The organism is Pseudomonas sp. sp1636, assembly GCF_030376615.1.
In the GTDB taxonomy this organism is placed as follows: Bacteria; Pseudomonadota; Gammaproteobacteria; order Pseudomonadales; family Pseudomonadaceae; genus Aquipseudomonas.
Map to the genome: position 1 here is coordinate 271789 of NZ_JARRAB010000002.1, position 15576 is coordinate 287364.

Genomic DNA, 15576 nt, shown 5'->3' on the forward strand with positions numbered 1-15576 from the left:
TTTTTAAACAGATTTGGAATACCTGGCCGGTTGTTGAGTCCTCACCCTGTTGCCAACTGGTGCAACAGATCCAAGGTTTCCTCTAGTACCCGCGCGCTGCTGTAAAAATGTGGGGACAGGCGGATGCCGTTGCCGCGTTGCGCACAAATCACCTGCTCAGACCTGAGGCGTTGGAACAGCGACTGATTATCCCAGCCCGCCAGGCTGAAGGTGACGATGCCGGCGCGACGAGCCGGATCAATCGGGCTGTGCAGCGTTACGCCAGGGCGAGTGGCCAGGCCGTCGAGCAGCCATTGCACGCGTTCCTGCACGGCCTTGCCGACCTCGACCATGCCGACTTCCTCGAGAAGCGACAGGCTGGCTTCCAGTGCCATGGTGCCGAGCATGTTCGGGCTGCCGCACTCGAAGCGTCTGGCCGAGGGCGCGGGTTGCCAGTCCTGGCGCAGAAAGTCGCCGCAGTGTTCGAGCATATGCCAGCCGTACTCATGCAGTTCAAGTTGCGGGCGCAGGTCGCTGCGGCAATAGAACGCACCAAGACCTTCCGGGCCGAGCAACCATTTATGACCGTCGGCCATGGCGAAGGCACATTGGCAGGCCTGGACGTCGAAGGGCAGGGCGCCAAGCTGTTGAATCGCATCGACGCAGAACAATACGCCGCGTTGTTGACAGCCGTGGCCGAGCCGCGGCAGATCCAGGCGCAGGCCACTGGCGTATTGTACGGCGCTGATCGACAGCAGTCGGGTGCGCGGGCCGCAGGCGTTGAGCAGGCGGGTTTCCGGGTCGCCGCTATGCAGGCCGACCTTGATCACTTCGACCCCTTGCGGCTTGAGCGCCTCCCAGACCACGCGATTGGAGGGGAATTCTTCATCGCCGATCACCACCTGATCGCCGGCGTGCCAATCCAGGCCGAATGCCACGAAGGACAGCGCCTGCGAGGTGCTTTTGACCAGGGCAATATCGTCACTGGATGGTGCATTGAGCAGGCGGGTCAGGCGTTCGCGCAGGCTGCGTTCGACCAGCAGCCAATCCGCGTAGTCGCGGGCGCCAACCTGGGCGTTCTGTTCGGCAAAACGCTTGACCGCCAGCACTGCGCGCCGTGGCCAGGGCGCGACCGCGGCGTGGTTCAGGTAACGGAGGCCGGGAAGTTGCGGGAACTCGTCATGAATGCCGTACATGGTCGGATGATCCGTGCAATTTTGCGCTAATTAGGCATAATACTCGCCTTCGATTTTCGACCGTTTAGTCCTTCTTATGCAGATTGAACCCCGTAAGATCCGTGAGTTTCGCCGCCGCGAACAGGAGATTCTCGACATTGCGCTGAAACTGTTCCTTGAACAGGGTGAGGACAGCGTTACTGTCGAGATGATCGCTGACGCCGTTGGTATCGGCAAAGGCACCATCTACAAGCATTTCAAGTCCAAGGCAGAGATCTACCTGCGTTTGATGCTCGACTATGAGCGCGACCTGAACGAGTTGCTCCATTCGGCCGACGTCGATCGCGACAAGGAAGCGCTGTCGCGCGCCTACTTCGAGTTCCGCATGCGCGACCCGCAACGCTACCGTTTGTTCGACCGCCTGGAAGAGAAGGTGGTCAAGGGCAATCAGGTGCCGGAAATGGTCGAGCAGTTGCACAAGATCCGCGCCTCCAACTTCGAGCGTCTGACTCAACTGATCAAGGGCCGCATTGCCGAGGGCAAGCTGGAAGACGTGCCGCCGTACTTCCATTATTGCGCGGCCTGGGCGCTGGTGCATGGCGCCGTGGCGCTCTATCACTCGCCGTTCTGGAGCAACGTGCTGGAAGACCAGGAAGGGTTCTTCCAGTTCCTCATGGACATCGGTGTACGCATGGGCAACAAGCGCAAGCGTGACACCGAGGCTCCTGCCGATTGACGTTATTCGGCTGGTTGATAGCGCATGCAGTGCATGTGTCGTGGCCGATTGCGGCGATATACTTCGAGCAATGCTAATCGGAGTCGTCCATGATTGTTGACCGCCAAGGTAGACGCTTTCGCAACCTGCGGGTAAGTCTGACCGCTGCCTGCAATTACGCCTGTACCTATTGCGTGCCCGACGGCAAACGTCTGGTCGCGGCACAGGACGAACTGTCCGCTGAGGCCATGGTGCGTGGGGTCGGCTACCTGGTCGAAGCCGCAGGTATCGAGTGTTTGCGCATTACCGGCGGCGAACCTCTGGTCAGTCCGAAGTTGGAGGCAGTTTTGCGCGGCGTCAGTACGCTGGGGTTGGCCGACATCAGTCTGACCAGCAACGGCCAATTGCTCTCGCGCAAGCTGCCGTTGCTGCTGGCAAGCGGCATTCGCCGCCTCAACGTCTCCCTGGATACCCTCGATCCTGTTGCCTTCCGAGCTATTGCTCGCGGCGGTGATCTGCCCACTGTCCTGGCTGGTTTGGACGAAGCGCATGCCGCGGGTATGCGGGTCAAACTGAATATGGTGCCGCTGCGTGGGCAGAACCTCGATCAGGTTCTGCCGTTGCTGGAGTATTGTCTGGCGCGCGGTTTCGAGTTGCGCTTTATCGAGTTGATGCGCATGGGCCATCTGGCGCGCGACGGCAATAGCTTCCTGCGCCAGTTCGTGGCCATGCCCGAGCTGTTGGCGATGATTGGTGAGCGCTACCGCTTCGCTCAGGCCGATGCGCCGGTGGATGCCACGGCGTTGCGTTACGAGATTCCAGGCCAGGGCTTTTTCGGGGTGATCGCCAACGAAAGTGTGCCGTTCTGCCGTACGTGTTCGCGTTTGCGCCTGTCCTCGACCGGCTGGCTGCATGGCTGTCTGTCGTCGAGCAATCGCCACTATGTCGGCGACCTGCTCGACAAGCCGCGCCACCAGGCTTTGCCGGCGCTCCAAGGGCTGCTGGTCAAGGCGCTCGGCGACAAGCAGGAGGTTGCCTTCTCCGGGGGCGTGACCGTCATGAAGATTATTGGAGGCTGACGGCTGCCCGGCCTGAAACCCATGACTGATTTCCCGATTGCCTATATCGAACCGGTGTTTCGCCCGCCCAGCGAGGCCCATTCGCTGATTCTGCCGGTGACCAACGGCTGCTCCTGGAACAACTGCAGCTTTTGCGAGATGTACACCCAGGAGCAGAAGAAATTCCGCGCCCGCGATGAGCGCGACGTGCTGGAGGACATTCGCCGCGCGGGCGAACAGCTGATCGTACAGCGGGTGTTTCTCGCCGATGGCGATGCCCTGGTGCTGCCGACGCGGCGCTTGCTGGCCATCCTCTCGGCCATTGGTGAGTACATGCCGGATGTCGAGCGGGTGTCGAGCTATTGCCTGCCGCGCAATCTGCGCAAGAAAACCGTTGGTGAGCTAAAGGAGCTGGCCGACGCCGGGCTGCGCATGGCCTATGTGGGCTGCGAGTCGGGCGACGATGAGGTGTTGGCGCGGGTCAACAAGGGCGAGACGTTCGAGTCCAGCCTGAGTGCCCTGGACAAGCTTGGTCAGGCGGGGATTGCTCGTTCGGTGATGATCCTCAACGGCCTCGGTGGCCGCAGCTTGAGTGGGCAGCATGCCGACAACTCGGCGCGCCTGATGAATGCCGCGCAACCGGAGTTCCTCTCGACCCTGGTGGTCAGCTTTCCCCAGGGCGAGGCGCGTTTTCGCCGGGCGTTCGCCGATTATCAGCCCCTAGGACAGCAGCAACTATTCATCGAGGTCGAGCGCCTGCTGCAGGGGCTTGAGCTGCGCGACGCGGTGTTTCGCAGCGACCATGCCTCCAACTACCTGGTACTCAAAGGTACCCTGGGGGCGGACAAGAGGCGTCTGCTGGCGCAGGTGCGTGCCGCCATCGAACAGCCGCAAGATGCCGGGTTACGCCAGGAGTGGCAGCGCGGCCTGTGATGGCGTGGAACCTGCATTGGTGTCCCGTCCGCCGGTATTCCGTCACCGGCAACGGGAGGAGAGTGATGCGTAGTCTGATGTCAATCCTAGCGCTGTTGATCCTGGGTGGCTGCATGCAGGTCAGCGACCTGGCCGATGGCGCGGCCTATCAATTACGCGATGCCGGTATTCTCGACCACGGGCGTACCGAGCGCATGGCCTCGCGACGTCTGCAGCACGACTCTTTCATCTATATCGCCCAGGGACATTTCGTTCCGCCCGGAGCGGCCTACCCGCGGCCTAATGTGGTGGCGGAAGAAGCGTTCAAGGGCTTCGTCGAGTATTTCCCGCTGGTGCGCCGGGCGCGCAGTCCGGCCGGGCTGGAGGAGGCCCTGGAGCAGGCGCGCGCGCGCGGTGCGCATTATTTGCTCTACAGTCGCTTCGCCTATGCCGATGATCGCATCGGCACGGCGGATGAGTGGGTGGATCAGCAGGTGCTGGATCGGCTCGGTACCGACCGCAGCGTCATTCAGTTGATGCTGATCGAGACCAATACCCGTTATCTGGTCGATACCGCGCGGATTCGTAGCCGCGGCGGCTTCCTGACGTTCTATGATGCCCAGCCAGAAGATTTGCTCGGTCCACCGCTGCGCGATTATGCCCGTAGCCTGATTGGACTGGGCCGCTAAGGAAACGCTCATGACTGACCCAGGCAAAGCCGGCGACCTGCTGGCACAGATCCCCAAGAGCGAGCAGAAGGGCTTGCCGCCCGTGCACTTGTGGAACCCTGACTTTTGCGGCGACATCGACATGCGCATCGCCCGTGACGGCAGTTGGTTCTACATGGGCACCCCGATTGGCCGCAAACCGATGGTCAAGTTGTTCTCCACCATCATCCGCCGCGATGGCGATGACTACTTCCTGGTCACCCCGGTGGAGAAGGTCGGTATCAGGGTCGATGCTGCGCCCTTCGTCGCGGTCAGCCTGCAGGTGGACGGCGAGGGTGAGGCGCAGGTGCTGCGTTTCACCACCAACGTCGAGGAGGAGGTCGCTGCCGGTGCCGAGCATCCGCTGCGCGTGGAGCTCAATGAGCTGACCCAGGAACCTGCGCCTTATGTGCATGTGCGCAGCAACCTGGAGGCCTTGATTCACCGCAATGTGTTCTATCAGTTGGTCGAGCTGGCGGTACCGCGTGAGATCGACGGTCAAGCCTGGCTGGGGGTGTGGAGCAGCGGGGAGTTCTTCCCGATTGGGCCGCAGCCATAGGGTTTAGCTGCAAGCGGCACAAGAACGAGCGCGCGGCTTGCCGCCAAATGCAAAAAAGGCTCCCGAGGGAGCCTTTTTGCGTCTTACATATTGGGGTAGTTCGGCCCGCCGGCACCTTCCGGTGCCACCCAGGTGATGTTCTGGGCTGGATCCTTGATATCGCAGGTCTTGCAGTGTACGCAGTTCTGCGCGTTGATCTGGAACTTCTTCTCGCCGTCTTCCTGGGTGACGATTTCGTACACGCCCGCCGGGCAGTAGCGCTGCGCCGGTTCGTCGTACAGCGGCAGGTTCTTAGTCAGCGGAATGTTCGGGTCGGCGAGCTTCAGGTGGCAGGGTTGCTCTTCTTCATGGTTGGTGTTGGAGAGGAAGACCGAGCTGAGTTTGTCGAAACTGAGCTTGCCATCCGGTTTCGGGTAGCTGATCTTCTCCGCCTCGGCCGCCGGCTTCAAGCAGGCGTAATCCGGCTTGGTGTCGTGCAGGGTGAAGGGGATCTTGCCGCCGAACAGGTTCTGGTCGAGGTAGTTGAAGGCACCGCCGCCCAGCACGCCGAACTTGTGCAGTGCCGGGCCGAAGTTGCGGCTGCGGAACAGCTCGTCGTATAGCCAGCTGGCCTTGAACGCGTCGACGTAACCGCTCAGCTGATCGCCGCCCTCGCGACCGGCGAACAGCGCGTCGGCCACGGCATCGGCGGCGAGCATGCCGGACTTCATCGCGGTGTGGCTGCCCTTGATCTTGGCGAAGTTCAGGGTGCCAAGGTCGCAGCCGATCAGTGCGCCACCGTTGAACACCATCTTCGGCAGCGAGTTGAGGCCGCCTTTGCTGATGGCGCGGGCACCATAGGCCACGCGTTTGCCGCCTTCCAGGTACTGCTTGATCACCGGGTGGTGCTTGTAGCGCTGGAATTCGTCGAACGGCGACAGGTGCGGGTTGCTGTAGGACAGGTCGACGATCAGGCCGACCACCACCTGGTTGTTTTCCAGGTGGTAAAGGAAGGAGCCGCCGGTGTTCTGGTTACCCACTACATCCAGCGGCCAGCCGGCGGTGTGCACCACCAGGCCTTGTTGATGCTTGCTTGGGTCGATATCCCAGATTTCCTTGATGCCGATGCCGTAGTGCTGGGCATCCGCTTCGGAGTCGAGGTTGAATTGTTTGATCAGTTGCTTGCCGATATGGCCGCGGCAGCCTTCGGCAAACAGGGTGTACTTGGCGCGCAGTTCCATGCCGGGGGTGTAATAACCCTCTTTCGGATGGCCTTCGCGGTCGACGCCCAGATCGCCGGTGAGGATGCCATAAACCGAACCCTTTTCGTCGATCAGTGCTTCCTGGGCGGCGAAGCCCGGGTAGATTTCCACGCCCAGGTTCTCGGCCTGTTGGGCCAGCCAGCGACACAGATTGCCCAGGGAGATGATGTAGTTGCCCTGGTTGTGCATGGTCTTGGGCACGAACAGGTCGGGAATCTTGCTGGCTTTTTCGGCGCTCTTGAGCAGGTAGATGTCATCGCGCATTACCGGGGTATGCAGCGGTGCTCCAAGCTCCTTCCAGTCGGGAAACAGCTCATTGAGCGCGCGCGGTTCAAACACCGCACCGGACAAAATGTGTGCACCCACTTCAGAGCCTTTTTCGACCACGCAGACGCTGATTTCTTTGCCGGCTTCGGCGGCTTTCTGCTTCAGTCGGCAGGCGGCGGACAAACCAGCAGGGCCGGCGCCGACGATGACGACGTCGAATTCCATAAATTCGCGTTCCACAGGCTATCTCCTACTCAAGGCTCTCTAGTTATATTTGACGATCAGGCTCGTTCCCAGGGCGATGCGCGCGCATTATATCTGCGCCCCCCAAATGATCCAATACAAACGTTTGTTTGAATTTCTGTAGGGCTGTTAGAATCGTACTACATCATCGCGGCCGATTGGTCGCTTCGCTGTATTGACCGGACTGGGTCGTGCGGTCAAGATACGGACGGTTTTGTGTCCGCCGCTATAGGCTGACCGTCGGTTCCGGCCGATTGGCATCACCCGCCATGTTCGCTTCTGGCGACATTTCTATTCACCGGAGAGTAACGAGGAATCCATGAAGGTTCTTGTAGCTGTCAAACGAGTGGTCGACTACAACGTCAAGGTTCGCGTCAAGGCGGACAACAGCGGCGTTGATCTTGCCAACGTCAAGATGTCGATGAATCCCTTCTGCGAAATAGCCGTGGAAGAAGCGGTTCGCCTGAAAGAGAAAGGCGTGGCGAGTGAAATCGTCGTGGTGTCGATCGGTCCGGCAACTGCTCAAGAGCAGCTGCGTACCGCGCTGGCCTTGGGCGCCGACCGTGCCATCCTGGTTGAATCCAGCGATGAGCTGAACTCCCTGGCCGTCGCCAAGTTGCTTAAGGCCGTAGTCGACAAGGAGCAGCCGCAGCTGGTGATCCTCGGTAAACAAGCGATCGATAGCGACAACAACCAGACCGGCCAGATGTTGGCGGCACTGAGCGGTTACGCCCAAGGCACCTTCGCCTCCAAGGTGGAAGTGGCCGGCGACAAGGTCAACGTGACTCGCGAAATCGATGGCGGCCTGCAGACCGTGGCGCTGAACCTGCCGGCTATCGTGACCACCGACCTGCGTTTGAACGAGCCGCGCTATGCATCGCTGCCGAACATCATGAAGGCCAAGAAGAAGCCGCTGGAAGTGGTCACCCCTGAAGCCCTGGGCGTTGCCACCACTTCCAGCGTCAAGACCCTGAAAGTCGAAGCGCCTGCTACCCGCAGCGCCGGTATCAAGGTCAAGTCGGTGGCCGAGCTGGTCGAGAAACTGAAGAACGAAGCGAAGGTAATCTAAATGGCTATCTTAGTTGTTGCAGAACACACCAATGCCGCTCTGGCTGCGGCCACTCTGAACACCGTTGGCGCAGCCCAGAAAATTGGCGGCGACGTACATGTGCTGGTGGCCGGTGCCGGTTGCGGTGCTGCTGCCGAGGCCGCCGCGAAAATCGCTGGCGTGGCCAAAGTTTTGGTTGCCGACAACGCTGCGTTCGCCCATCAGCTGCCGGAAAACGTCGCGCCGCTGGTAGCCGAATTGGGTGCTGGCTACAGCCACATCCTGGCGGCCGCCACCAGCAACGGCAAGAATATCCTGCCGCGCGTTGCCGCTCAGCTGGATGTGGATCAGATCTCCGAGATCATCGCCGTCGAAAGCGCGGACACCTTCAAGCGTCCGATCTATGCCGGTAACGCCATCGCTACCGTGCAGTCTTCGGCTGCCGTGAAAGTGATCACCGTGCGTGCGACCGGTTTCGACCCGGTTGCTGCCGAGGGCGGTTCCGCTGCCGTTGAAGCCGTTGCCGCTGGCGCTGATGCCGGCAAGTCGGCCTTCGTCGGCGAAGAGCTGGCCAAGTCCGATCGTCCGGAATTGACCGCTGCCAAGATCGTCGTATCCGGCGGTCGTGGCATGCAGAACGGCGACAACTTCAAGCACCTCTACGCCCTGGCCGACAAGCTCGGTGCGGCGGTGGGTGCATCGCGCGCCGCGGTCGACGCCGGTTTCGTGCCGAACGATATGCAGGTCGGTCAGACCGGTAAAATCGTCGCCCCAGAGCTGTACATCGCCGTCGGTATCTCCGGCGCGATCCAGCACCTGGCCGGCATGAAAGACTCCAAAGTGATAGTCGCGATCAACAAGGATGAAGAGGCGCCGATCTTCCAAGTGGCCGATTACGGCCTGGTGGCGGATCTGTTCGAAGCCATCCCGGAGTTCGAAAAACTGGTGTAAACCGGTTTCTCCTGCACAAGAAAAACCCGCCTTGAGCGGGTTTTTCTTGTGCGTGATTTGTCTTTATTCACGCCCCGCCACGACGCCGTGCAGAAACGCCTGATAATGCTCGGCGGTTTCCTGGGGGCGTTCGAGCATGGGCGCGTGACCGCAATCTTGCATGATCGCCACGCTGGGTCGTCGTAGCAATGGCTGCATGACCTCGATACTGGACACATGCAAAACCCTATCCTGCGCCCCCCAGAGCAGTAGGGTTGGCGCCTGGATTTTCGGTAGTACCGGTTCGAGCGGAATATAACGACTGACCAGTTGGGCGAAGATGCGTTCGTTATGTCCGCGGTTAGCTATGCTTCTGTCTGCCAGATAGTGCTTCAGCCTCTCGGGTATGGCCGGCGCTTCGACGAAGACGAACGCCAACAACTGATCGAACTCCTCTGCTGTTTTCACGATCAGCGGATTGGCTTCGCCACGTTCGAGGCGCTTGATCAGCTCGCTTTTCTCTGGCGAGTTGATTCCGGCATTACCGAGCAGCGCCACCGACAGGACTTGCTCGGGATAGCGTGCGGCATACAGGGCGCCGATATGACCGCCCATCGAATTGCCTATCAGGTGCAGTTTTTTAATCTTCAAAGCTTGAGTGAAAGCGGCAAGGCGCTCGACCTGAGTGCCAATATCGTAGCTGGCGTAGGGCTTGCTGCTGTCGCCAAAGCCCGGCAAGTCCAGGGCGATCACTTGGTAGTCATCGGTGAAGTAGCGGGCAAAGCGTAGCCAGTTGTCCTTGCTGGCAGCGAAACCGTGAATCATCAGAATGGTTTCGCCGTCGATCGGGCCGCCTTGGTAGTAATGAATGCTAAGATCGCTGACAGTCAAGCGTTTGGCGCCGAGATTTGCACGCTGTTGTTCGACCCATTGCACAGTGGCCAGTAGCGCGGCGGGGCAGAGGTAGAGAGTGGTGGCGGAACCGCCAAGTAACAGTATCAAGCCGAGAATCAGTTTTTTCATGGCGCGTCCTTATCGCGAATTATTATTGAGTCGGTTGTAAGCTAACATGCAGCCGGTATCCAACAGAGTTCGCATGCCCTGAAAGTCCATCAAAAGTTCAGTCGAGAAATCGTCATGCTCGAACGTGGTTTGTTGAAGTCTTTGTTGCTGTTGCTCGGCGCGGCTCTGCTGCCGGGGCTGAGTGCCGCCGCGGGCAAGTGTGAGCGCCTGGTGGCCACTGGCAATCCCGAGTATCCGCCCTATTTGTGGCGTGATCCGCAGAATCCGCAGCAGCTGATCGGTGCCAATGCCGATTTGCTCCAGCATCTGGGCAAAGAGTTGGGTCTGGTGATCGATGTGATCTACACCGGGCCTTGGTCGCGCGCCCAAGAAGAGGTGCGCACGGGGCGGGTCGATTTGCTCGCCGGTGCTTTTCTGACTTTGCCGCGCCTGGATGTGATGGATTATGTGCACCCGGCGTTTTCTTTCACGCCTAGTGTGATCTGGGTGCGTAAAGGCGCGGAGTTCCCCTATGCCAGTTGGGCGGATCTGCACGGCCGCACCGGCGACACCTTGGTGAATAACAGCTTCGGCCAGCAGTTCGACGCTTATGCCAAGGCCAATTTGACCCTGGAGGGCGTGTCCAGTTTGACTCAGGCATTGCAGAAGTTGCTGCTGGGTCGTACCGATTATGTGCTCTACGAACGTTTCCCGGGTTTGGCTCTGGCCGAAACGCTGGGCATCGAGGATGAGCTGCTGGTGCTGGATCCGCCTATTTCCAGCGAGGGCTTGTACCTGACGCTGTCGCACAACTCGGCATGCAACGATCCCTGGCTGCGCGGACAACTGGCGAGAAAGATGACAGAATCGGTCGCTGCCGGCCTGCCGGAAACCTTGCTGCAGCACAATCTATTGCGCTGGAAAGAGCAGCAGTTGCAACCCGCAAGCGTCCCGAATCCGTAGGAAGTTTTTTGTGATCAATCGTTTTTCATGCGCCGCAATGTTGTTGTTGAGTTTGTCTGGTTGCGCCAGCGATCCCGCGCCAACCGAGCAATTGCGGCTGACCGAGCAGGCCTTGGCCCAAGCCAAAGCTGTTGGTGCCGACGAGCAAGTAGCTGAACTGGGGATGGCCGAAGACAAGTTGCTGCAGGCTCAATCCGCCATGCGGCGAGAGGCCTTCAAGGAGGCGCGGGTGCTTGCCGAACAGGCCGAGCTGGATGCCCGTCTGGCGGAGGCCCGGGTGTTGACGCAGAAAAGCCAGGATCAGCTGAATGAACTGAATAACCGGATCAATCGTCTGCGCAAGCAGTTGGGAGAGCTGTGATGAATGCTCGTATCCAGCTGTTGGGCGGCGCTCTGCTGACGGTGCTGCTGAGTGCTTGCGCGAGTCCGCAGCAGCAGAGCAGCAGCGAGGCGCTTGAGGCGGCCCGCGGCAGTTTTCAGGCGGTAAAGGAAAACGCCAATGTGCTGCGCAGCGCACCGAAAGATGTGATTCGTGCTGGCGAATCCCTGGCCCGTGCAGACCGTTTGTCGAGCTATTGGGGCAGTGCGGATGACGTTAGCCATTACGCCTACCTGAGTCGGCGTTACAGTGAAATCGCCGGGCAAAACAGTGCCTTGAGCCTGAATCGGGATCAGGCAGCCAAGCTTGAGTTGGAGCGTCAACGCCTGCAACTGGCCCTGCGTGAGGCCAAACTGCTCAGTGTGCAAGAGCAGAGCAACTGGCTTGAAGAGCAGATGGTCAGCCTGGCAACCAGCGAGAGCGAACGCGGTTTGGTAATGACCCTGGGCGATGTGTTGTTCGATGCAGGACAGGCCAACCTGAAAGCCTCGGCCAATCGCACAGTGCTGAAGCTGGTGCAGTTCCTGCAGCTGAATCCGCGCCGGGTAGTGCGCATCGAAGGCTACACCGACAGCCGTGGCGACAAGCAGGAGAACCTCGAGCTGTCCCGTGCGCGAGCGCAGACCGTCGCCGACGTACTGATCGATCTGGGTATCGCTAGCACGCGCATCGATGTGCAGGGGCATGGCGAAAGTTTCCCGGTGGCCGAGAATGCTTCGGCCAGTGGCCGGGCGCAGAATCGCCGGGTCGAGATTGTGTTCTCCGACGAGCAGGGGCGCCTGGGCGCCAGCCGCTGACCCAGGCGTCAGCCAAAGCCCTGGCCCCGGGGCTTGGCTGAGCGGCGGCGAAAAGCTCTCGCCTGCCGCGGCCACCTCCAAGCCCGCCTTGCCGCGAACGCCTGGAGACAGCCTCGCGACGGCGCTCGATATTTTCACAACCGCTGAGCGCGATTTATCGCAGCCCATGGCCCGGTTGCGGCGGCTTACAGGGGGCGAACAAGTGCAAGAACAGTTGGCGTGTTGCTGAATTGATCCAATACAGTCGCTGGCGGATCGCTACTGTGTCGTCCACAATGGCTAGAACTGTACCGGTGCACGTGCAAATGGCCGGGTTACTGTTTGGGTTCAATAAAGCGGGAAGGCGGCCATGACCAATCTGTTGCTCTATCAGCGTATCGCCCAGCAATTGGCGGAAGACATCCGCCGTGGCGTCTATCAGCCGGGAGAGCGGGTGCCGTCGGTGCGCAAGATGAGCTCGCAGCTCAACGTCAGCCATGCCACGGTGTTGCAGGCCTATGCCAACCTGGAAGACCTGGGGCTGATCCGCGCGCGCCCGCAATCCGGCTTCTATGTGCACCAGACCCCGGCCCTGACCGCGCCTACCCCGGATATCGCTCGGGTCGAGCGTCCCAGCCTGGTGACGCGCAGCAGCATCATCAATCAGATCCTCACCGAGTCGCGTCGTGAAGGGGTCTTTCCCCTCGGCGCGGCGGTGCCGCACGTGGAGTACCTGCCGGTACGTGCCTTGCACCAGCAGTTGGCCAAGGTCACCCGCTTTCAGAGTCCGCGCGCCTTCAGCTATATGTTCAGCCCGGGTTTCGAACCGCTGCGGCGCCAGGTGGCGATTCGCATGCGCGATGCCGGGGTGGTGGTTGACCCCTCCGAGGTGGTGATTACCCATGGCTGCGTCGATGCGCTGCAGATGTCGCTGCGGGTGCTGACCAAGCCGGGGGACTTGATCGCCACCGAGTCGCCGACCTATTACGGCCTGCTGCAGTTGGCCGATCTGCTGGGCCTGAAAGTCATCGAGATTCCCAGCGATCCAACCACGGGCATCAGTCTGGAGGCGTTGCAACTGGCGGCCAGTCAGTGGCCGATCAAGGCGCTGGTGCTGACTGCGCGCTTGAGCAATCCGCTTGGCGGCAGCATTCCCGAGGCGCGGCAGAAGCAGTTGCTGCGTCTGGCCGGAGATTTCGACATCCAGATCGTCGAGGACGATATTTATGGCGAGCTGATGTTCGAGCAAGGGCCGATCAAGGCGCTCAAGTCGCATGACCGGGAAGGGCGGGTGGTGTATTGCTCGAGCTTTTCCAAGACCCTGTCGCCCGGCGTGCGCATCGGCTGGATCATCGCCGGCAAATACCAGGACGAGATCCAGCGTCTGCAGACCTTCAGCACCCACTCGGCCTGCAGCGTCACCCAGATGGCGGTGGCCGCCTACCTGGAGAACGGCGGTTACGACCGGCATCTGCGCTACATCCGCCAGGAATATCGCAAGAACCTCAGTGCCTTCCAGTTGGCGATCCAGCAGTATTTCCCCGAAGGCACGCAGATGACTCGGCCCAATGGCGGCTTCATCCTCTGGATCAGCCTGCCGGTGCGGGTCAACACCAAGGACTTGCACGTGCGCGCGTTGCAGCAGGGCATCAGCATCGCGCCGGGGCTGATCTTCAGCAACACCGAACAGTTCAACCACTGCGTGCGGCTGAACTGCGGCATCCCGTGGAACCGCGAGGCCGAGCGGGCCTTGATGACCCTGGGCATGTTGGCCGGGCAGTTGTGTCAGGAGGCGACAAGCGCTGGGTGAACATGCCTTCGCTCGGTTAACCCGAATAGCTCAGGCATTGCGTCTACTGGGGCGAAGAGTTTTTCGCCCCAAGGAGATGCGTCATGTCGAGGATTCGTGCGTTACACCCACAACCGTTGCTGCAGGGCTTTGCCGGTAGCCTGCTGCTGACCCTGGCCGCGTGCAATGCCCCTCAACCCGAGTCGGCGCAGGGGCATGTCGCTGATGCGCCAGTGCCAGCCGCGGCCGTTGAGCATTACCAGGAGCCGGCACGGACGAAAAAAACCGAGTTGCAGCGCCATGCCGCAATCGCTTCGCGGCCGGCCGCACTACAACCGGGCGTACCCATGGCGGATCATCTGCCGCCAGCGTACCGCGAGCAATACCGCGAGCAGTACCAGACGCTCGCCGACAACCCGGTGCAGGCCGTGGCCGAGGCGCCGGTGTCGACCTTCAGCATCGATGTCGATAGCGGCAGCTATGCCAACGTCCGGCGTTTCCTCAACCAGGGCCAGTTGCCGCCGGCCGAGGCGGTGCGGCTGGAGGAGTTGGTCAATTATTTCCCCTATGCCTATCCGCTACCGAGCGGCGATACGCCCTTTGGCGTCGCTACCGAGTTGGCGGTGACGCCGTGGAACCCACAGAGCCGGCTGCTGCGCATCGCGATCAAGGCGGCGGATCTGTCGGTTGGCGCATTGCCGCCAGCCAATCTGGTGTTTCTGGTGGATGTCTCGGGCTCGATGGACAGGCGTGAAGGGCTGCCGCTGGTGCAGAGCACCCTGAAATTGTTGGCCGAGCAATTGCGCGCCGAGGACAAAGTCTCCCTGGTGGTGTATGCCGGTTCATCCAGCGTGGTGCTGGAGCCGACCGCGGGCAGCGAGAAAGCCAAGATTCGCGCGGCCATCGATCGGCTCCGCGCCGGCGGCTCGACGGCCGGCGAGTCGGGCATTCAGCTGGCCTATCGGCAGGCGCAGCAGGGCTTTATCAAACACGGCATCAACCGCATCCTGCTGGCCACCGATGGCGACTTCAATGTCGGCATCAGCGATTTCGACACGCTCAAGCAACTGGCGGCCGACAAGCGCAAGAGCGGGATTTCCCTGACCACCTTGGGTTTCGGCACGGACAACTACAACGAGCAGTTGCTGGAGCAGTTGGCCGATGCCGGCGATGGCAATTACGCCTATATCGACAACCTGCGCGAGGCGCGCAAGGTGCTGGTCGACCAGCTCGGCTCGACCCTGGCGACGGTGGCCAAGGACGTGAAGATCCAGGTCGAATTCAACCCGGCCCAGGTCAGCGAATACCGCCTGCTCGGCTATGAAAACCGCGCGCTGAAGCGTGAAGATTTCAGCAACGACAAGGTCGATGCCGGCGAGATCGGCGCCGGCCATAGCGTGACCGCGCTCTATGAAATAGTCCCGGTCGGCAACCAGGGCTGGCTGCAGCCGCTGCGCTATCGGCAGGCGGAAAAAGCCATCGGCAACCAGGGCGAGCTGGCCTTGCTGCGCATCCGCTACAAGGCGCCGCAGCAGAGCAGCAGCCGGTTGCTGGAGATTCCCATCGAGGCGCAGCGCAATGTCCCGGCGATAGCCCAAGCCAGTGAGGACTTGCGCTTCGCCACGGCGGTGGCCGCCTTTGCCCAGCAGCTGAAAGGCGCTCGCTACACCGGCGACTTCGACCTGCCGGCAACGGCCGAGCTGGCGCGCAGCGGCAAAGGCGAGGATCGCTACGGCCTGCGCGGCGAGTTCGTGCAACTGGTCGAACTGGCGCAAAGCCTGCAAACTTCGTCTTCACCGCCCGCACCCAACACAGCCAAGGTCGATTGAGCGT

15 protein-coding genes are annotated in these 15576 nt (G+C 61.0%); 12 read left to right on the forward strand and 3 right to left on the reverse strand.

What is annotated here, in order from left to right:
• Positions 1-41: 41 nt before the first annotated feature.
• The gene (locus P8H27_RS03030; RefSeq protein WP_289635135.1) at positions 42-1175 is read right to left on the reverse strand and encodes an aminotransferase class V-fold PLP-dependent enzyme; all 1134 of its coding nucleotides are present in this window, start codon (positions 1173-1175) and stop codon (positions 42-44) included.
• Between the two features lie 76 nt (positions 1176-1251).
• On the opposite strand from P8H27_RS03030, the gene P8H27_RS03035 reads away from it, so the two are divergent.
• The 5 genes from P8H27_RS03035 to P8H27_RS03055 all read left to right on the forward strand — a co-directional run bounded on the left by P8H27_RS03035 (position 1252) and on the right by P8H27_RS03055 (position 5105).
• The gene (locus P8H27_RS03035) at positions 1252-1890 is read left to right on the forward strand and encodes a TetR/AcrR family transcriptional regulator (RefSeq protein WP_289635136.1); all 639 of its coding nucleotides are present in this window, start codon (positions 1252-1254) and stop codon (positions 1888-1890) included.
• A gap of 89 nt (positions 1891-1979) precedes the next feature.
• The gene (locus P8H27_RS03040) at positions 1980-2948 is read left to right on the forward strand and encodes a GTP 3',8-cyclase MoaA (protein WP_289635137.1); all 969 of its coding nucleotides are present in this window, start codon (positions 1980-1982) and stop codon (positions 2946-2948) included.
• 21 nt (positions 2949-2969) lie between these two features.
• Positions 2970-3860 carry a radical SAM protein gene (locus tag P8H27_RS03045; RefSeq protein ID WP_289635138.1) on the forward strand — a complete coding sequence of 297 codons (891 nt, stop codon included), beginning with the start codon at positions 2970-2972 and terminating at the stop codon, positions 3858-3860.
• A gap of 65 nt (positions 3861-3925) precedes the next feature.
• Positions 3926-4528, forward strand: a complete 603-nt coding sequence (locus tag P8H27_RS03050) for a DUF4823 domain-containing protein (protein ID WP_289635139.1) — start codon at positions 3926-3928, stop codon at positions 4526-4528.
• A 10-nt stretch (positions 4529-4538) separates the two neighbouring features.
• Positions 4539-5105 carry a DUF1285 domain-containing protein gene (locus P8H27_RS03055; protein WP_289635140.1) on the forward strand — a complete coding sequence of 189 codons (567 nt, stop codon included), beginning with the start codon at positions 4539-4541 and terminating at the stop codon, positions 5103-5105.
• Positions 5106-5188: 83 nt separating this feature from the next.
• Here the strand turns inward: P8H27_RS03055 and P8H27_RS03060 are convergent, their stop codons facing one another.
• A complete protein-coding gene (locus tag P8H27_RS03060; RefSeq protein WP_289635141.1) occupies positions 5189-6853 on the reverse strand; it encodes an electron transfer flavoprotein-ubiquinone oxidoreductase in 1665 nt (554 codons plus the stop codon).
• A gap of 322 nt (positions 6854-7175) precedes the next feature.
• Here P8H27_RS03060 and P8H27_RS03065 point away from each other — a divergent pair, with 322 nt between their 5' ends.
• The gene (locus P8H27_RS03065) at positions 7176-7925 is read left to right on the forward strand and encodes an electron transfer flavoprotein subunit beta/FixA family protein (RefSeq protein ID WP_289635142.1); all 750 of its coding nucleotides are present in this window, start codon (positions 7176-7178) and stop codon (positions 7923-7925) included.
• Complete coding sequence (locus tag P8H27_RS03070) at positions 7926-8855, forward strand: electron transfer flavoprotein subunit alpha/FixB family protein (protein ID WP_289635143.1); 930 nt, start codon at positions 7926-7928, stop codon at positions 8853-8855.
• Between the two features lie 63 nt (positions 8856-8918).
• Here the strand turns inward: P8H27_RS03070 and P8H27_RS03075 are convergent, their stop codons facing one another.
• On the reverse strand, positions 8919-9857 hold the full coding sequence (locus tag P8H27_RS03075; RefSeq protein ID WP_289635144.1) for an alpha/beta fold hydrolase: 939 nt from the start codon (positions 9855-9857) through the stop codon (positions 8919-8921).
• 114 nt (positions 9858-9971) lie between these two features.
• Here P8H27_RS03075 and P8H27_RS03080 point away from each other — a divergent pair, with 114 nt between their 5' ends.
• The 5 genes from P8H27_RS03080 to P8H27_RS03100 all read left to right on the forward strand — a co-directional run bounded on the left by P8H27_RS03080 (position 9972) and on the right by P8H27_RS03100 (position 15572).
• Positions 9972-10799, forward strand: a complete 828-nt coding sequence (locus tag P8H27_RS03080; protein ID WP_289635145.1) for an ABC transporter substrate-binding protein — start codon at positions 9972-9974, stop codon at positions 10797-10799.
• Between the two features lie 37 nt (positions 10800-10836).
• Positions 10837-11160, forward strand: a complete 324-nt coding sequence (locus P8H27_RS03085; RefSeq protein ID WP_289635216.1) for a DUF4398 domain-containing protein — start codon at positions 10837-10839, stop codon at positions 11158-11160.
• Complete coding sequence (locus P8H27_RS03090; RefSeq protein WP_289635146.1) at positions 11160-11975, forward strand: OmpA family protein; 816 nt, start codon at positions 11160-11162, stop codon at positions 11973-11975. Before P8H27_RS03085 ends, P8H27_RS03090 begins: the two co-directional genes overlap by 1 nt.
• Positions 11976-12324: 349 nt before the next feature.
• On the forward strand, positions 12325-13764 hold the full coding sequence (locus P8H27_RS03095; protein ID WP_289635147.1) for a PLP-dependent aminotransferase family protein: 1440 nt from the start codon (positions 12325-12327) through the stop codon (positions 13762-13764).
• Positions 13765-13847: 83 nt separating this feature from the next.
• Positions 13848-15572, forward strand: a complete 1725-nt coding sequence (locus P8H27_RS03100; protein ID WP_289635148.1) for a VWA domain-containing protein — start codon at positions 13848-13850, stop codon at positions 15570-15572.
• Positions 15573-15576 lie beyond the last annotated feature (4 nt).